Source organism: Streptomyces sp. T12, from assembly GCF_028736035.1.
GTDB lineage: Bacteria > Actinomycetota > Actinomycetes > Streptomycetales > Streptomycetaceae > Streptomyces.
The window spans coordinates 4,773,552-4,790,121 of record NZ_CP117866.1 but is presented as its reverse complement, the minus strand read 5'-3'; the positions used below and the strand labels follow the sequence as shown (position 1 = coordinate 4,790,121).

The 16,570-nt window shown below is 72.3% G+C and carries 15 protein-coding genes; 9 read left to right on the top strand and 6 right to left on the bottom strand.

Annotated elements, in window-relative coordinates:
- Positions 1–26: 26 nt before the first annotated feature.
- Positions 27–671 (bottom strand): hypothetical protein, encoded by a 645-nt coding sequence (locus tag PBV52_RS21305; protein WP_274240218.1) that lies wholly within the window; start codon positions 669–671, stop codon positions 27–29.
- Between the two features lie 66 nt (positions 672–737).
- Here PBV52_RS21305 and PBV52_RS21300 point away from each other — a divergent pair, with 66 nt between their 5' ends.
- The 3 genes from PBV52_RS21300 (at position 738) to PBV52_RS21290 (ending at position 2,682) form a co-directional block, all read left to right on the top strand.
- On the top strand, positions 738–1,412 hold the full coding sequence (locus tag PBV52_RS21300) for a maleylpyruvate isomerase family mycothiol-dependent enzyme (RefSeq protein ID WP_274240217.1): 675 nt from the start codon (positions 738–740) through the stop codon (positions 1,410–1,412).
- A 146-nt stretch (positions 1,413–1,558) separates the two neighbouring features.
- Positions 1,559–2,266: a copper homeostasis protein CutC gene (locus tag PBV52_RS21295; RefSeq protein ID WP_274240215.1), complete on the top strand. Its 708-nt coding sequence runs from the start codon at positions 1,559–1,561 to the stop codon at positions 2,264–2,266.
- 68 nt (positions 2,267–2,334) lie between these two features.
- Positions 2,335–2,682: a hypothetical protein gene (locus PBV52_RS21290; RefSeq protein WP_274240214.1), complete on the top strand. Its 348-nt coding sequence runs from the start codon at positions 2,335–2,337 to the stop codon at positions 2,680–2,682.
- Here the strand turns inward: PBV52_RS21290 and PBV52_RS21285 are convergent.
- Positions 2,662–4,728 (bottom strand): UvrD-helicase domain-containing protein, encoded by a 2,067-nt coding sequence (locus tag PBV52_RS21285; RefSeq protein WP_274240213.1) that lies wholly within the window; start codon positions 4,726–4,728, stop codon positions 2,662–2,664. The genes PBV52_RS21290 and PBV52_RS21285 overlap by 21 nt on opposite strands.
- 394 nt (positions 4,729–5,122) lie before the next feature.
- On the opposite strand from PBV52_RS21285, the gene PBV52_RS21280 reads away from it, so the two are divergent.
- The 3 genes from PBV52_RS21280 (at position 5,123) to PBV52_RS21270 (ending at position 6,886) form a co-directional block, all read left to right on the top strand.
- Positions 5,123–5,305 carry a hypothetical protein gene (locus PBV52_RS21280; protein ID WP_274240212.1) on the top strand — a complete coding sequence of 61 codons (183 nt, stop codon included), beginning with the start codon at positions 5,123–5,125 and terminating at the stop codon, positions 5,303–5,305.
- A gap of 119 nt (positions 5,306–5,424) precedes the next feature.
- Positions 5,425–6,558, top strand: coding sequence for a glycosyltransferase 87 family protein (locus tag PBV52_RS21275; protein ID WP_274240210.1), 1,134 nt, complete (start codon positions 5,425–5,427; stop codon positions 6,556–6,558).
- Positions 6,506–6,886 carry a hypothetical protein gene (locus PBV52_RS21270; RefSeq protein ID WP_274240209.1) on the top strand — a complete coding sequence of 127 codons (381 nt, stop codon included), beginning with the start codon at positions 6,506–6,508 and terminating at the stop codon, positions 6,884–6,886. The genes PBV52_RS21275 and PBV52_RS21270 overlap by 53 nt, the downstream gene beginning before the upstream one ends.
- 516 nt (positions 6,887–7,402) lie before the next feature.
- On the opposite strand, the gene PBV52_RS21265 is transcribed toward PBV52_RS21270, so the two are convergent.
- Entirely contained in the window at positions 7,403–9,046 is a 1,644-nt protein-coding gene (locus PBV52_RS21265) for a DNA repair helicase XPB (RefSeq protein WP_274240208.1), read from the bottom strand.
- Positions 9,047–9,213: 167 nt separating this feature from the next.
- Here PBV52_RS21265 and istB point away from each other — a divergent pair, with 167 nt between their 5' ends.
- Entirely contained in the window at positions 9,214–10,455 is a 1,242-nt protein-coding gene (gene istB, locus PBV52_RS21260; RefSeq protein WP_274240207.1) for an IS21-like element helper ATPase IstB, read from the top strand.
- On the opposite strand, the gene PBV52_RS21255 is transcribed toward istB, so the two are convergent.
- The 3 genes from PBV52_RS21255 to PBV52_RS21245 form a co-directional block, all read right to left on the bottom strand.
- Positions 10,424–10,630 carry a hypothetical protein gene (locus PBV52_RS21255; RefSeq protein ID WP_274240206.1) on the bottom strand — a complete coding sequence of 69 codons (207 nt, stop codon included), beginning with the start codon at positions 10,628–10,630 and terminating at the stop codon, positions 10,424–10,426. The two genes, istB and PBV52_RS21255, sit on opposite strands and share 32 nt — an antisense overlap.
- A gap of 131 nt (positions 10,631–10,761) precedes the next feature.
- A complete protein-coding gene (locus tag PBV52_RS21250) occupies positions 10,762–10,887 on the bottom strand; it encodes a hypothetical protein (protein WP_274240205.1) in 126 nt (41 codons plus the stop codon).
- Between the two features lie 169 nt (positions 10,888–11,056).
- Positions 11,057–13,591 (bottom strand): helicase C-terminal domain-containing protein, encoded by a 2,535-nt coding sequence (locus PBV52_RS21245; RefSeq protein ID WP_274240204.1) that lies wholly within the window; start codon positions 13,589–13,591, stop codon positions 11,057–11,059.
- A 213-nt stretch (positions 13,592–13,804) separates the two neighbouring features.
- On the opposite strand from PBV52_RS21245, the gene PBV52_RS21240 reads away from it, so the two are divergent.
- Positions 13,805–15,445 carry a substrate-binding domain-containing protein gene (locus PBV52_RS21240; RefSeq protein ID WP_274240203.1) on the top strand — a complete coding sequence of 547 codons (1,641 nt, stop codon included), beginning with the start codon at positions 13,805–13,807 and terminating at the stop codon, positions 15,443–15,445.
- A gap of 75 nt (positions 15,446–15,520) precedes the next feature.
- Positions 15,521–16,537, top strand: coding sequence for a hypothetical protein (locus tag PBV52_RS21235; protein WP_274240201.1), 1,017 nt, complete (start codon positions 15,521–15,523; stop codon positions 16,535–16,537).
- Positions 16,538–16,570 lie beyond the last annotated feature (33 nt).

The following is a 16,570-nucleotide window of genomic DNA, read 5'->3' as shown; positions in this document are numbered from 1 at the left end:
CCGTGCAGGCTACGGCGGCGCGTTGGTCAGAGCGACAGCATTTCCAGCTCGGAGGAGAGGTTGTAGCGGGCGGTGGCTTCCCACTTCTCCTGCCCGTACGGCGTGCTGAACAGGCTGGGCAGGGCGAGGAGTTGACGCAGGATCGCGGCGCGGCCCTCGCGGAAGGCGTCGTTCGGGACGAAGTGGTACTCCTCGCGGACGGCGGCCGTGTAGGCGGCGTACGCGGAGGGCGGGGCGGCGAGGATCGCGAGGTCCGCGTCGCACAGGACCTGGCCGTCGCGGTCGTCCGGTGCCGGGGCGTGGGTGGTGGTGAGGCGGACGAGGCGGGCCACCTCGGCGGTCCGCTCGGCGGGGACACCGGCCTCCGGCAGGGCGCGTTCGGCGAGGCGGGCGGAGCGCTCCTCGTTCTCCGAGCGCTCAGGGAGGTACACGGCGTCGTGGAACCAGGCGGCGAGGTGTACGACGTCCGGGTCGTCGGCGTGGTCGGCCAGCTCGTCGATGTGGTCCAGGACCGCGGTGAGGTGGGTGAGCGTGTGGTAGTGGCGCTGCGGTTCCTGCCAGCGGGTGAGGAGGTTGTCGGCGTACGGGGCCGGGTCGGGGGTGGTGGCGGGGGAGCGGGTCGCGTCGAGGGCTCGGGTGAAGCGGGCGCGGAGGGCGTCGAGGTCGGCCATGGCGTCATTGTGGCGGGTGTGTCGGCGTTCTCCCGGGCACACGCACCGCCCCCTAGCGTGGACGCCATGACTTCTGCTGACGTGCACGACGTACGGGATCCCGAGCTGCCGGGGCGGTTGCTGGTGGTCGAGCGGGATGCGCTGGTTCCGCTGTTGCGGGGGAGGGCGGAGGCGGACTTCGCGCTGCCGACCGCCGCGTGTCCGGGGTGGTCGGTGCGGGATGTGCTGGCGCACTGTTCGGCCGTGTTGATGCGGGTGGTGGAGCACCGCTTCGAGGAGGGCGTCTTCTCGCCCGAGTCCAACGACCGGGACATCGCCGAGCGGGCCGACTGGAGCGACGCGCAGGTCGTCGACGAGCTGGAGCGCGGGATGACCGAGGCGGGGCCGGTGATCGCCAAGGCCGGCGGGGCCCTGGACGGCGTCGCGCTCGGGGAGTGGGTGCATGCCGGTGACGTACGGGAGGTGCTCGGGGAGCCGGGGGCGTATGCCGGGGCCGGGCTGCCCGACGCGCTCCGGCTGCTCGCGTGGCTGACCCGGGAGCGACGGCACGTCCCGCTGCACGCCGACCTGGACGACGTCGACGAGCCCCTGCGCCTCGGGGAGGCGGCGGCCCCGCGCCCACCGGCGCGGTACATCGGGGACGCCGCCACGCTCGTACGGCTGTATGCGGGGCGGCCGGTGGAGGGGGCGGCTTATGAGCTGGCGGGGGTGGAGGCGGGGGAGCTGAACATCTTCGGGTGACCGGCGGGTCCGGTGGCGGCGGCATGGGTTGAGCGGATCTCCGGTGGGGCAGGCGTACCCTGGATTGGACTAGACCTGTAGCCGGGTCCGTAGCTAGGCCTGTAGCTACATCTGTAGCGCCGTCGAATGCCGAGGAATGGGGTCCCATGAGCAAGCGTGCAGTCCTGGAGGTGATCGCCCTCGGGGTCGAGGACGCGGTCGCCGCCCAGGCCGGGGGTGCGGACCGGCTCGAACTGGTCACCGACATGGCGGCCGACGGACTCACCCCGTCGGTCGAGGCCTACGCCGGGATCCGGGCCGCCGTCGACATCGATCTGCGCGTGATGCTGAGGCTGGCGGACGGGTTCGCGGTGGGGGACGTGCGGCGGGTCGTGCGGGTGGCGCGGGAGATGCGGGACGCCGGGGCCGAGGAGTTCGTGCTCGGGTTTCTCGATGCCGACGGTGGGGTGGACCTCGGGGCCGTCGAGCGGGTGGTCGGCGAGCTGGACGGGTGCCGGTGGACCTTCCACCGGGCCATCGACCGGGCCGCCGACCGGGACGCGCTGCGTAAGCAGCTGGATGGGATGCCGGGGCTGGACACGTATCTCACGGCCGGGTCGGCGGTGGGTGTGGACGACGGGCTTCCCACGCTGCTCGCCGAGGCGGCGAGGGGTGCGGCGAGGGGTGGGGAGCCCGGGTATGAGCAGCAGATTCTGGTGGGTGGGGGGCTGCGACTCGACCATGTGCCGAAGCTGCTGGCCGCCGGGATCGACGCGTTCCACATCGGCGGGGCGGCGAGGCCGGACGGCTGGGACGGGCCGGTGTCCGTCGCCGCTGTGGCGGAGTGGCGGGCTGTGCTGGACGAGGTTTCGTAGGAGTCCGGCGTTGATGGCCAGGCCGTGATCTACTTCCGGTCAATTGCTGATCAACATGAGCTGAGGCCATGACTGAACACTGCTGCGACGCGATGACGAGCCGAGTGAACTGGCACTGCGACCGGCACGGCGACCCCTCCGCCTGCCCGGACGCCCTGATGCGATTCAGCGCCAAGTTCCAGGAGTACGGCCTGATCATCCATGACGGCGGCACATCCAGCATCGGGATCGACTTCTGTCCTTGGTGTGGACAGCGCCTCCCCGCGTCGCAGCGGGATCGGTGGTTCGACGAACTGGAGAGCCGAGGGATCGATCCGTGGGAGGACGAGATCCCTGCCGAGTTCCAGGACGGGAGCTGGCTCGCCGAGACGTCACCGCCCCCGATCCCCCCGGCCTCAGCCCAGCTGCGCCGGTAGCGCCGCCGCGTGCACCACGATCAACCCCGACACCGCTCGCGTCAGGGCGACATACAACCGCCGCAGCCCCGTCCGCTCGTCCGGCTCCCCGTCCACCACCGCCTGCGGCTCGTCCAGGACGACGTAGTCGTACTCCAGCCCCTTCGCGAGTGACGCAGGGACCAGCGTCAGGCGGGTCTGCTGGGTCGTCTCCTCACCCGGGGCCAGGTAGGTGATCCCCGCCGCCGTGAGCGCCTCCGACAGGGCCGGGATCCGGGCGTCCGCGGCGATCAGGCCGATCGAGCCCTCGTTGCGCAGCAACTCCTCGCACGAGGCGACGACTTCGGCCGTCTCCGACACTTCACGGACCTCGAAGAAGCCCGGGTTCTCGCGGATCGACACCACCGGCGTCAGGCCCGGTGCGATGTGGGGGAGGAGGCGGGAGGCGTAGGTGATGACGTCCGTCGGGACGCGGAAGCCGGCCGTCAGCTCCTCGATGAGGCCCTCCGACTTGCCGAGGTGGGCCAGCGCCTCGTCCCAACTCCGCGTCGCCCAGGGGGTCGTACCCTGCGCCAGGTCGCCGAGGACCGTCGCCGAACCGGTCGTGCAGCGGCGGCCCACCGCCCGGTACTGCATGGGCGAGAGGTCCTGCGCCTCGTCGAGGACGACATGGCCGAGGGAGGGCGTGCGCGCGACGATGTCGTTCGTCTCGTCGATCAGCACGGCGTCGGCGGGGGACCACTTGGCCGACTTGACGCTCCTCGCCGGCTTCGCCCAGAGAATCGTCTTCTGCTCGTCCTCGCTCAGCAGCCCCGCCGCGTGTACGGCGAGGAAGTCCGCGTCCGCGAGCAGGCGCAGGACGAGTTTCGCCGGGTCGACCGGCGGCCAGATCGCCTTGACGGCGGCCTTCACCGCGCTGTTGCGGGCCACCGCGTCCTGCACCCGGTCGTCCGGCGCCTCGCCCGACCGCTCCATCTGCACCAGCACGGCGTGCGCGATGCGCTGCGGGAGGGCCTCGCGGGCGGCGCCGTAGCGGATGTCGCGGGCGAGCAACTCGCGGACGATCTCCTCGACTTCGTACGCCGCAACGCGCCAGCGGCGGGATCCGCGTACGACGACCACCGCCTCCGTCGGCATGGTCACGTGTGAGTAGACGGCGCGCCGCAGCACCTCCGCCATCCTCGCGTCGCCCTTGATCACCGCGGCCGCCGCGTCGTCCGTGCCGCGCACCTCGACGTGCGCGACGAGGTCGTCCACCGTCGCCTGGCGGACCGTCAACTCGCCCAGCGCGGGGAGGACCTGCTCGATGTAGTGCAGGAAGGACTTGTTCGGTCCGATGACGAGCGTGCCGGTGCGGGCGAGCCGCTCGCGATGGGCGTAGAGGAGATACGCGACCCGGTGCAGGCCCACCGCCGTCTTCCCGGTGCCCGGGCCGCCCTGCACACACACGGTTCCGCCGAGCCCGGACCGTACGATCTCGTCCTGCTCCGGCTGGATCGTCGCCACGATGTCGCGCATCGGGCCGACGCGCGGGCGCTCGATCTCCTGCTGGAGCAGCTTGCTGGTCCGGGCCGCCTCTTCCGGATCAGAGAGGTGCTCGTCCTCGTACGCCGTGAGGTCACCGCCCGTGTAACCGAAGCGGCGGCGCAGCCCGATGTCCAACGGGTCCTTCTTGGACGCCCGGTAGAAGGGCTGGGACACCGGCGCCCGCCAGTCGATGACCATCGGGTCGCCCTCGGCGTCGTGCACATGCCGGCGCCCGATGTAGAAGCGCTCGCCCTCCGCGCCTTCCGCCTCCTCGGCGCCGGGAGCGTGCAGATAGTCGAGCCGGCCGAAGAACAGCGGGGTGTCGCTGAGGTCGGCCAGGGCCTTGATGCGCTCGTCGATCTGGCGGGTGAGGACTTCGGCGTTGACCCAGTTCGCGGTGACGTCGCTGATGTCGAGGGACTCGACGTCCTCCCGCATGGCACGCAGGGCGGCGCGGGAGGAGGCGAGGTGGGAGCGCTCTCGGGAGAGGGGGTCGAGCGGGTCGAGGGGGTCGAGCGGGTCGTCGACGGGCGTGGCCAAGGGGGTGCCTCCGGGGGGACCTACAGGTAGGTGATCGAGAGAGCCGACCGGTTTCCGTCCGGGCGGCGGCACTCCGCGGGGGAGGCGGGCAAGAGCGGAGATTTTAGGTGAGCGGGGAGGGCGAACGCCACCGAATATTTCGCGCCCTGTCCGCGCCGTGTCCGCGCCGTGTCCGCGCCGTGTCTGCGCCCTGCCCCCTCGGATTCCCCCCTCGTATTCCCCCCCCGTATTCCGCCTCGGATTCCTCCCGTATTCCTGCCCATGTTCCGTCCCCTAGGGGATGCGGCCCTACTCCCTGGGGGGAAGGGGTCCGTCCGGAGGTGTACGGCGGTAGTACGCGGCCTGGGACCGCAGGCCGATGCGGTCTTTATGCCCGCGGATCCATCATGGAGACATGAGCGCGGCAACCATCAACCCAGCCCCCGTGGGTCCCCGCGGAGCGACAGCGCTCCAGGGGAGTCACCACCGTCATCGCATCGGCGAAGCCCTGCGCGCCGTCAAGGTGTTCGCACGTGCGGCCTTCGACGTGATCATCCTCGGCGAGTACGGCGAGGAGGTGGGCGTCCGCCACAGGTGACCGTCTAGGGTCACCGCGTGACCCGCCGATCACGTTCCGCAACTCCCTGTTTCCTACTGATCGTTTCCGGCCTCTCCCTGGCGGCCTTCACGGCCCTCTGCCTCCACCAGCGCATCCCGATGGCCGACGCACTGGTCTACCGGGCGGAAGGACAGGCGGTCCTGCGCGGCGGCGACCTCTACGGCTTCACCGTCACCGAGTGGCAGCTCCCCGCCACCTACCCGCCCTTCGCGGCACTCCTCTTCGTGCCGGCGGCCCTGATCCCGGTGACGGCCCTCAAGGCGACCTTCCTGGCGGGCAACGCGCTCCTGCTCGTCGTACTCGTCCACCTCTCCGCCCGGCTGTCGGGCCCGGCGAGGACCCGCCTCCCGCGCCGAACCGCCCTGTGCGCCGCCACGGCCGCGGCCCTCTGGCTGGAGCCGGTCTTCCAGACCCTCCTCTTCGGCCAGATCAACCTCGCCCTGGCCTGCCTGATCCTGTGGGACCTCACCCGGCCGTCGGGCGCCCGCTTCAAGGGCGCCGCCGTGGGCATCGCGGCCGGGATCAAGCTGACTCCGGCGATCTTCATCGCGTACCTGGTGCTGCGCGGGCGACACCGGGAGGCGGCGACGGCGGCGGCGGCCTGCGCCGGGACGGTCGCGCTCGGCGCCCTCGCCCAGCCCTCCGCGAGCCTCGACTTCTGGACCCGCCGCCTCTACGAGACGGACCGCGTGGGCAAGGCCTGGATCGTCGACAACCAGTCGCTGCAGGGGCTGATCACCCGCGCCCTCGGCGACCCGGCACCGGGCCCGGCGGCCTGGGCGCTGCCTTGCGCGGCGGTCGCGCTCACCGGCCTGTGGCTGGCCGCGCGGGCCGTCGAGGACCGCCACGGGATCCTTCTGACGGCGTTCACGGCGCTGCTGGTCTCACCGATCAGCTGGTCCCACCACTGGGTGTGGTGCGTCCCGCTGATCGCGGTACTCCTGGCGGAGGGCCGTACGCGCACGGCCGCGCTCGTGGCCCTCGTCTTCACCGCCCGCACGATGTGGCTGCTGCCGCATGAGGGGGATCTGGACCTGCAACTACCCTGGTGGCAGCAGCCGTTGGCGTCGCCGTACCTCTTGCTGGTGCTGCTCCTGCCGACGGCTGAGTACGTGATCACCCGCCGGATGAGTACGCGCACCGGTGCCCCGGCACCTGCCGGGCCGGTTCACTGCACGCATGACGACAACGCACATCGCGGCACGGCCCCCGGCCCGGTCGGACGTGGCTGAGCGGGACTCCAGGGCGTGGATCGCGCCGCTCGTCGCGACGATCCTCCTGGCGTTCCTGGGCCCCGCCGCGCTGCTCCTCGGCGGGCTCTCCGCCATGGCGACGGACAGCTGCGGTCCCGACGACTGCTCGCCGGCGCTCAACACCCAGCTGTCCGTGATCTACGGCACTCTCGCCTTCGGCACCTTGCCCACACTCGCGGCCTGGATCACGGCATGGGCACTCCCCTGGCAGCGCCGCTGGTCGGCTTGGCGCACCGGCGCCGCGATCACCGCACTCCTGCCGCCGCTGTTCGTGCTACTGCTGGTGTTCACGCTGCCGACGCCCTGAGCGGTCCGCACGCCGTGAGCGACCTGCACACCCTGAGCTGGGCCGCGAGGACGGGCCCGCGGGGGTGTGGATGGGGCCGCGGGTCGGGCGCCTGGCCCTGGCGGGTTGTGGACGGGGGCCGCGGGCTGTGTGGACGGGAGTGCGTGGGCGTGCGTCCGGTCCCGCGGGTTGTGTGGACGGGAGCGCGGGTTGCGCCCGGCCCCGGGAGGCGTGCGTGCGGTCCCCGCGGGTCGTGCGGACAGGGCCGTGGGTCGTGTGTCTGGTCCCGCAGGTTCGTGGGGACGGGAGCGTGGGTTGCGTTCGGCCCCCGGGGGTCGTGCGTCCGGCCCCCCCCGGGGGTCGTGAGCGCGGGTTGCGCCCGGGCCCGTGGGTCATGTGTCCGGTCCCGCAGGTTCGTGGGGACGGGAGCGTGGGTTGCGCCTGCCCCCGCGGGTCGTGCGTCCGGCCCCGCGGGGCGTGTGAACGGGCCGCATTCGTGTGTCCGGACCGCCCCGCGGCCCGTGTCGGTCGGGTCGTTCAGCTCTCTGTCAGGAGTTCGTCTGCGTCCATGATCCGGTACGCGTACCCCTGCTCCGCCAGGAAGCGCTGGCGGTGGGCGGCGAAGTCCTGGTCGATCGTGTCGCGGGCGACGACCGAGTAGAAGTGGGCCTGGTGGCCGTCGGCCTTGGGGCGCAGGACGCGGCCGAGGCGCTGGGCCTCCTCCTGGCGGGAGCCGAAGGTGCCGGAGACCTGGACGGCGACGGTCGCCTCCGGCAGGTCGATGGAGAAGTTGGCGACCTTGGACACGACGAGGACGCTGATCTCGCCCTCCCGGAAGGCGTTGAAGAGCTTCTCGCGCTGGGCGTTGGAGGTCTCGCCCTTGATCACCGGGGCGTTCAGGTGCTCGCCCAGTTCGTCGAGCTGGTCGATGTACTGGCCGATGACCAGGATCTGCTGCCCGGCGAAACGGCGGACGATGGCCTCCGTGACCTTCCGCTTGGTGTCGGTCGTCGCGCAGTAGCGGTACTTCTCCTCGGTCTCGGCGGTGGCGTACGCGAGCCGCTCGGAGTCCGTCAGATTGACCCGCACCTCGACACAGTCCGCGGGCGCGATGTAGCCCTGCGCCTCGATCTCCTTCCACGGTGCGTCGAACCGCTTGGGGCCGATGAGCGAGAAGACGTCCGACTCGCGCCCGTCCTCCCGCACGAGGGTGGCCGTGAGGCCCAGCCGCCGCCGCGCCTGCAGATCGGCCGTGAACTTGAAGACGGGGGCCGGCAGCAGATGCACCTCGTCGTAGACGATCAGCCCCCAGTCCCGGGAGTCGAACAGCTCCAGGTGCGGATAGACACCCTTCCGCTTGGTGGTGAGCACCTGGTACGTGGCGATGGTGACGGGCCGGATCTCCTTCCGCGTCCCGCTGTACTCACCGATCTCCTCCTCGGTCAGCGACGTCCGCTTCACCAGCTCGTGCTTCCACTGCCGGGCGGAGACGGTGTTCGTGACGAGGATGAGGGTGGTCGACTTGGCCTGGGCCATGGACCCGGCGCCGACAAGGGTCTTCCCCGCCCCACACGGCAGGACCACGACCCCGCTGCCGCCGTGCCAGAAGTTCTCCACGGCCTGCTTCTGATAGGGCCGCAGCGCCCACCCGTCCTCGGCCAGCTCGATCGGATGCGCCTCGCCGTCGACGTACCCCGCGAGATCCTCGGCGGGCCAGCCCAGCTTCAGCAGGGTCTGCTTGATCTGCCCCCGCTCGGAGGGATGGACCACGACGGTGTCCGGATCGATACGGGCGCCGACCAGGGGCGCGATCCGCTTGGAGCGGAGCACCTCCTCCAGGACCGGACGGTCGGTGCTCGTCAGGACCAGCCCGTGGGCCGGGTGCTTGCTCAGGGTCAGGCGGCCGTACCGGTCCATCGTCTCGGCGATGTCGACCAGCAGCGCGTGCGGCACCGGATAGCGGCTGTACTGCACCAGCGCGTCCACGACCTGCTCGGCGTCGTGCCCCGCCGCGCGCGCGTTCCACAGCCCCAGCGGTGTCACCCGGTAGGTGTGGATGTGCTCCGGTGCCCGCTCCAGCTCCGCGAACGGCGCGATGGCCCGACGGCAGTCGTCGGCCTGCTCGTGGTCGACTTCCAGGAGCAGGGTCTTGTCGGACTGGACGATCAGTGGACCATTCACGCGCGGCAACCTTTCCGTACGGCCGGACGGCGCGACCAAACGTCCAGTGTGCCTGATCGTCCCCCAGGTCGGGACGGTCGGCGCCTGCGGTCCTACAGGATGTCTATTCAGTCCTGTGGGTGGTTCGGTTGAGCTGTTCGGCGGTGGCTTCCGAAGAATGGCCGATCGTGACGACCACGACAATCGGCTACGCCCTGTTCGCCACTCGCTGGCTCCAGGCCCCGTTGTACTTCGGCCTGGTGGCTGCGCAGGGCGTGTATGTCTACAAATTCTTCTACGAGCTGTGGACCTTACTGGTCCGGTGCGTGAGCGGGCAGGCGACCGAGACGTATGTGATGCTCGCGGTGCTGAAGCTGGTCGACGTCGTCATGATCGCCAATCTGCTGATCATGGTGATCGTCGGCGGCTATGAGACGTTCGTCTCGCGCATCGGTCTGCAGGGCCACCGTGACCAGCCCGAATGGCTCTCGCACGTCAACTCCAACGTGCTGAAGGTGAAGCTCGCCACCGCCATCGTGGGCATCTCCTCGGTCCATCTGCTCCAGATGTTCGTGGATGTGCACCACACCTCGCACCACTCACTGCTGTGGGGCACGGTGATCCACATGGCGTTCATCGCCTCGGCGGCGATCCTGGCGTACATGTCGGGACCGATGGCCGCCCTGGCCGCCTACCGGCTCGATCACGCATCGCACAAGGAGAGCCGGGGGCAGGGAACCGACGCGGCGTCGCCCGTGGCGCCGACGGAAGCGGTGACCGCCGCACGCTCCGTGCCGATCCCCGCCCAGGCGTCCGCCCCCTGCGCGGCCGACGACGCCGGTACCGAGGCCCGTGTCCGAGCCGCCGGGTTTCCCGCCCGCAAGCTCTTGGAGGACTTCGACGAGGAGCACCCCCGCGCCTTCGACCGGGAGGCCGTGGCCCGGCTCGGCAAGCTGGACTTCATCGCCGCCCACCGGAACGTGGTCCTCGTCGGCCCGCCCGGCACCGGCAAGACCCATCTGGCCGTCGGCCTCGGCGTGCGCGCCTGTCAGGCCGGCCACTCGGTGCTGTTCGCGACGGCCACGGAGTGGGCCGCCCGGCTGGCCGGCGCCCAGGACGCCGGCCGGCTCGCCGAGGAGCTCGCCGCGCTCGACGACCACGCCCTGCTGATCGTCGACGAGGTCGGCTACACCCCCTTCGACGCGGAGGCCGCCGCCCTCTTCTTCCAGCTGGTCGCGCACCGCTACGAACGGGCCTCGCTGATCGTGACCAGCGACCGTCCGCTCGGCCGCTGGGACGAGATCTTCGGCGGCCCCTCGGCGCTGGCGATGGTGGACCGGCTGGCCCACCACGCCGAGCTCGTACGGATCGACGGCGACAGCTACCGGATGCGCCGCGCTACTTCAGGATGGGCAGACCGAAGTTGTTGATCAGCGGTCCCTCGACGGTGACGCCCTCGGTGATCAGCGACTCCGCACCGGCCGCCGGGACGGGCAGCGGTAGGGCGGGGGCGGGGGCCGCGACGGCCACGGGGGCCAGGGGGGCGAGTACGCCGACGAGGACGGCGGCGACGACGGTGGCGAGGCGGGCGGGGGTGGGGCGCATGGGTGCTGGTGAGCCTTTCTGACGCCGGGACTGGAACAGGCGGGTGGCTGACGCCGGGACGGGACACGTGGTGAGACGAGCGGGCCGGACCCCGGAGTACGGGGGCCGGCCCGACGTGTGCGCGGGCGGGGTCAGATCGGGATCTCGACCACCGCGCCGGCGATGTCGACGGCGACCGCCGCGGCCTGGGTGGCGAAGGCTCCGATCATGGCGGCGGTGGCGGTCAGCACGGTGGCGATACGGCGCGCAGTGCGCATGGGACAACTACCTCTCTGTTGCGCTCACTTGAGAGCGTGATCAGGACACCGGGTGGCTGCCCTGCGCCTCGTGACGCGAAGCGGAAAGGCCCGCAAGGTCCCTCAAGAGTTGGAAAAGCCCGGCGTGGCGTGCATGAAACGCCGCGTACACCCCAACGAGTGGGGGGCGTCAGGTCTCGTCGTCCACGAGCTCCGCGACCCCCGTGATCCGGTGCAGCGGATACGTCCGTACCTCGTCCGCGGTGTGGTCGTACGCCGTCACGAACCCGCCCTCGACCCGCACCGGCGCGATGACCCGCTGACTCGCGGCGCCCTCGGCGTTGACGTAGCCGATCCACAGCGCCTCGCCGGTCAGGACGGCGGCCTGCATGGTGGCGAGGGTCTCCGCGGAGGTCGTGCGGGGCAGTTCACCGCCGGTCACCGCAGCCGCGGCCCCGCTCGGCCTGCGCGGTGTCGTGGAGGCGAGGTCGCCCGCGCGGATGGCGCGGATCGCGGCTGCCAGCAGCGTGGCGTCCGGCGTCGGCGGGCCGTCGGGGACCGGCTCGGGGGCCGTGCGCGGTGGGGTGCGGTGGGCGTCGGCGCGGGTGATCAGGACGTCGCCCTCCGCCGACTCGGCGGCCGGGGCGAAGCCCATCGCGCGCAGGCCGTCGAGCAGCGCCGCCGGGTCCGCCTGGGTGGCGAGCACGGTCGGCGCCAGGCGGCGCAGGCGCAGCCCGGCAGCGCGCTTGTCGGCGAGGATCTCGTTCAGCAGCGCGTCGTCGTCGCAGCGGACGTACGCCGAAGCGGCGCCCACCCGCAGATGGCCGTGCTTACGGGCCACGTCGTCGATCAGGTACGCCAGCGGCTGCGGCACCGGCGTACGGGAGTGCTCGGCGAGGAAGGCGTGCAGGTCGGAGGCGCTGCGGCCGGCGTCGAGGGCGCGGCGCACCGAGCCGGGCGTGAAGCGGTAGACCGTCGCCCCGCCCTTCGACTCCACGTCCGCGAGCACGCCCAGCGTCTCGGCGAGCGGGCGCTGCAGGGGGCCGGGGGCCACGGCCGTGAGGTCGGCCTGCAGGAGGACGTGGTCGAGCGGCTCGGGCAGGAGCGGGGTGAGCAGGCGGGCGGCGGCCGCGGAGGCGACGGCCTGCTCGGTGGGGGAGAGGGGTTCGGGGGGTGCGGTCGGGCGGTGGTGGTGCACGGGGAGTTTGTCGCCGGGGCCTACCGGTTCCCCGGCGGCCGGTTCCGGCAGCCGCGCGCCCAGCAGCGCCCGCCCCTGCGCCGACAGCGCCCCGCGCCCCGTCACGCCCAGCAGCTCCGCCTCGCTCAGCGTCCACCGGGCGAGGCGGCCGCGCAGGTCGTCGTCCTGCTGGGGCCCGCGCAGCGGCCGTTCCCAGCGCAGCCGCGCCAGCACCGACTCGGCGGACGGGGACGCCCCCTCCGGCAGCCCGGCGAGCAGGGCCAGCACCCGGTGCCGTACCTCCGGCGCGGCGGAGCGGTCCAGGCCCGGCCCCAGCGCCGACAACGTACGGTCCTTCGCGTCCCGTCCCCCGACCACGCCCGCCGTGCGGGTCGCCGTCAGCCACGCCTCCGCCAGCCGCACCCAGCGCTGCGCGGCGGGCTGCTCCAGCCACTCGTCGTAGGCGGGCGTCGCCGCGTACCGCTCGTCGGCCTCGCCGTCGGAGGCCAGCAGCCCGGCGGCGTAGGCGAGCTCGACCCAGAACGCGGCCATGGGCTCGGAGACGTCGAGTGCGACGGCGGTCCGCTTGAGGTCGCGCACGCTCAGACCGCCCGCCCGCAGTACGGTCGGCCCGCCCTCGTCCCAGTCCTTCAGCAGCTCCTCGACGGTCGCCAGCGCCGTGTACGCCTGTCCGGCGGCCGTCGTGTCCACAACCTGTGGACGGTGCGTCGCGGCCGCCTCGACCGGCGGCGGCAGCGGCTCGGTGGTGCGGTGCGCGCGGCCGGCCCGCAGGTGCAGGGCCACCTCGCGGGGGAGTACGACCGTGCCGGGCGCCGTCGGGAGGAGAAGGCCGCGGTCGAGGAGCCAGCGCAGGCGGGGCGCGGGGTCGGCGGTGACCTGGCCGTACGGCGGCCCCCAGACCAGGCGCGCGAGGACCTCCCGGGACTCCTCCGGGGCGTCGGCGAGCAGGTCCGCCATACGCCGCCGGTCGGCGAACAGGGCGGTGAGCGACGACACGGCGGACACCGCGTCGTGGGTCGAGGCCAGCCCGGCCGTCGTGACGATCTCCTGGATACGGCCCGGCGACATGCCCGCGGTGGCTTCCTGCACGGTCGGGCCCAGGCCGGTGGGGGACGGGTGCTGCGGCGAGGGCGCCAGCAGCTCACGTGCCGTACGGACGAGCCGCAGCCGGTCGTCGGAGCCCCACACCAGGGCCTGGTCGCGCAGGGCCCCGAGGGCGTGCGGCAGGGCGCCTGCGACGGCCTGGTCGCCCTCGTCGCCGGTCATCAGGCCGAGCAGTTCGTCGTACGTCGCCGGGTCCGCCGCCACGGCCAGCGCCTCCGCCGTCTGCAGCGCGAAACGGTCCAGCCGCTCCAGGGCGCGCACCACGGAGGCCCGGGTGCCGGCGCGGGTCGCCAGCTGGGTGAGGTCGGTCGGGACGGGGGTGATGAGGTCGGGGCGGCTGCGCAGGAGCACGGCCAGGGAGGCGTCGTCCCGCGCACGGAGGGCTTCCGCGAGGGAACGGGGCGGTGTAGCCGGGTCGCTCATCCGACCCACGTTAGCGGGTGGGGCGACGGGGCAGGGGGTGTGCCGGACGCCTGGAACGCCGCCCGACCGGCGAACGGAACGTTTCCGAGATGACCCCCGGATGAACATCGTCCGGAGGATTCCGGCGCCTCTGGCAACACCACGCACCCCCTGGTCACCCTGGGCTCCCAGTCAACTGCTTCACGGCTCAAGGGAATTCGGGGGGACCCTGCGGTGAGTGAACAGGTCGAGCAGTGGATCGCGATCCTGAGTCTCGGGTTTCCCGTCGTGGCGTTCCTGTGGGAGTTCGCCATCGTCGGCCGCAAGCGGCTCGGCTACCGGGTGCAGATGGACACTCTGGCCGCGGACGCGGCGGACAAGCCGTACGCCGACGTACTGGGGGACATGCGGCACGACGGCCACCAGCTCAAGGACCCCTCGTTCGTCCTGCTGCGCATCGAGAACGCCGGGTCGACCAAGATCGTCTCCGAGGACTACCTGGCCGACCCCGCCGATCCCTACGGCATCAAGGTCACCTTCCGGGACCGCCGGGTCGCCGCCGTGGTCCTCACCGATCCGAGCAACAACGCGCTGCGCGACTTCTTCTTCGAGGAGGTGACCGAAGGCGACAACGTCCGCGTCGTCGCCAAGCCCGGCTTCCGGCGCAACAACAACGCGGGGGACCGCACGGGCACCATCCGGCTGCCGAAGGTCACGCTGCCCCGGGGCGCCGAGTACAAGGTGCTCGTCGTGCTGGAACGCTGGCCCGACGACAACAGCAAGGATCCCTTCCCGGACCCGGTCGTCCAGGGCACCGACGGGCAGGACCGCTGGTACGACCCGCTGGTGCGGTTCCTCCGGCTGAAGGCCACCAGGACCGAGAGCCATGTCTTCGCATCCCGGCCCGCCTGGTGGGCCATCTGGATCCTGATCGCGGCCGTCGTCGTCCAGGCCTCCTTCACGCTCTTCTTCCGCAACGACCGGCGGCCCCCGCTGGACTGCGTCGGCGGCACCCTGTACCTGCACGGCTCCACCGCCTTCGCGCCCGCGGTGCGGGCCGCCGCACGCGACTACCTCAAGAGGTGCGACGGGGCGGATGTGCACATCCCGCTCGCGGACGACACCTTCAAGGGCAGCACCGACGGCGTCACCGACCTGGACAAGGCCGGCAGGGACGCGGACATCCCGGTCGGCGAGGGCCTGGGCGACCACATCGCCTTCACCGACGGCCTCGCCTCCGACGGCCACCCCCGGCTGATCCCCGAACCCGTCGCGCTGTCCGTGTTCACCCTCGTCGTCAACAAGGACGCGGGCGTGGAGAACCTGAAACTCGCCCAGATCCGCGAGATCTTCGCCGGCCGGGTCCGCAGCTGGTCCGACGTCGGCGGCAACGACGTGCCCGTCCACCTCATCAACCGCGACCCCGGCTCGGGCACCCGCAGCGCCCTCGTCGGCAAGGTCCTGGGCGGCAAGGAACCGCCCCAGTTCACCGAGACCGACTGCGCCGCCCTGAACCCGCAGCGGTACGGCCGCTGCGAGGTCACCAGCACCGACACCATGCTGAACACCACCGCCACGACTCCCGGCGCCATCGGCTACAGCGAGACCAGCGGCGTCGACGGCCACAAGGCCGCCGCCGGACTCGTCAAAGTGACGATCGACGGCCGCAAGCCGACGGCGAAGGGCGTCGAGGACACCAACTACCCCTATTGGCAGACCGAGTTCGCCTACACCTACGGCGAGGCCCCGGCCGGCTCCGTCGCCGCGGCCTTCCTGAACTTCCTCACCCAGCAGAGCGGCCGTGACATCCTCCGCGACCACGGCCACGGCCTCTGCTCCGAAGTGCAGAACTCGGGGGAGTGCCGCCCGGCCTGACCCGCACCGTCCACCCTGTCCTGCGCTAACGTCGTCCCACGGGGTATCCAACGCACCCACCCCGGAGGGGACTTCGTGGGGATCGAGAGCGACCAGGTCGTCTACGAGTATCTGAGCCGCGTCGGCGACGTGGCTCAGCAGCGCCAGCTGCCGTCGGCCAGCCGCATGCGCCTGGTGAACGAGCTGCGCGGCGAGATCGACCGGCGGCGCGCGAAGGCCCCCGTCGACAGCCCCGCCGCCGTCCGCCGCATCATCGCCCGCCTCGGCACCCCGGACGAGGTCGTCGCGGCGGCCGGCGGCAACACCGCCCCCGCACCCCAGGCGCCGGTCACCTCCGTGCCCGTACAGCCGGACAGCCGGGACAGCCGGGCCCACGAGGAACGGCCCAAGGGGCTGCGCCGTATCGTGCCGCGCCCGCGTCCCGCCGAGACGCCGGCGGTACCCGACGACGCGCCCCCACCGCCCCACCTGGCCAGCACGGAGGACCTGGGCGGCAGCGCGACCCGGCCCGACTGGTGGCGGGTGGACAGCAGCCCCTTCGGCCCCGGCGAGGACGTCCCGGGATTCGTCGGCGGCGTCGAGATCCCGGAGATGCTCAGACGCCCGCCCGCGAAGGAGGACACGCGGCTCGAGAAGAAGGATCCCGCCGAGGATCCCGTCCCGGCCGCCGTGGAGAGGGCCGACGACCCGGAGGCGGACACCGCCGGCCCCCGTCGCCGCCGCCTCCTGCCCCGCCGCCCGACCCTCCCCACCGGCCGCTGGAGCAACCCCCTGCTCCTGCTCGCCGCCGCGCTCCTCGTCGCCGGTGCCGTCCTCGGCAACCCCATCGCCCTGCTCCTCGGCTGGCTCATCGCCTGGGCCTCACGCCGACTGAGCGACGCCGAGACCAAGTGGGCGGTCGTGATCCTGCCCGGCCTCGCGCTCACCGCCGGCGTCGTCTGGCTGTGGGGCCGCACCGAGGGCCGCTGGAGCACCCCCATCGCCGAGGGCCACATGAGCGACGCGATCGCCGAGACCTGGCCGTGGGTGCTGCGGGGGGCGGCGGTGGCGTCGGCGCTGTTCATCGTGTGGCGGTCGCAGCGCGAGAAGTAGGGGGTCCGCGAGGTGCGGCCCGCAAGGCGGATG

Excerpts from the sequence above, each read along its gene's own strand:
- PBV52_RS21270 (WP_274240209.1), top strand. The coding sequence starts at position 6,506 with ATGACGACAACGCACATCGCGGCACGGCCCCCGGCCCGGTCGGACGTG.
- PBV52_RS21300 (WP_274240217.1), top strand. The coding sequence starts at position 738 with ATGACTTCTGCTGACGTGCACGACGTACGGGATCCCGAGCTGCCGGGG.
- PBV52_RS21295 (WP_274240215.1), top strand. The coding sequence starts at position 1,559 with ATGAGCAAGCGTGCAGTCCTGGAGGTGATCGCCCTCGGGGTCGAGGAC.
- PBV52_RS21250 (WP_274240205.1), bottom strand. The coding sequence starts at position 10,887 with ATGCGCACTGCGCGCCGTATCGCCACCGTGCTGACCGCCACCGCCGCC.
- PBV52_RS21255 (WP_274240206.1), bottom strand. The coding sequence starts at position 10,630 with ATGCGCCCCACCCCCGCCCGCCTCGCCACCGTCGTCGCCGCCGTCCTC.
- PBV52_RS21280 (WP_274240212.1), top strand. The coding sequence starts at position 5,123 with ATGAGCGCGGCAACCATCAACCCAGCCCCCGTGGGTCCCCGCGGAGCG.
- PBV52_RS21290 (WP_274240214.1), top strand. The coding sequence starts at position 2,335 with ATGACTGAACACTGCTGCGACGCGATGACGAGCCGAGTGAACTGGCAC.
- PBV52_RS21245 (WP_274240204.1), bottom strand. The coding sequence starts at position 13,591 with ATGAGCGACCCGGCTACACCGCCCCGTTCCCTCGCGGAAGCCCTCCGT.
- PBV52_RS21305 (WP_274240218.1), bottom strand. The coding sequence starts at position 671 with ATGGCCGACCTCGACGCCCTCCGCGCCCGCTTCACCCGAGCCCTCGAC.
- PBV52_RS21275 (WP_274240210.1), top strand. The coding sequence starts at position 5,425 with ATGGCCGACGCACTGGTCTACCGGGCGGAAGGACAGGCGGTCCTGCGC.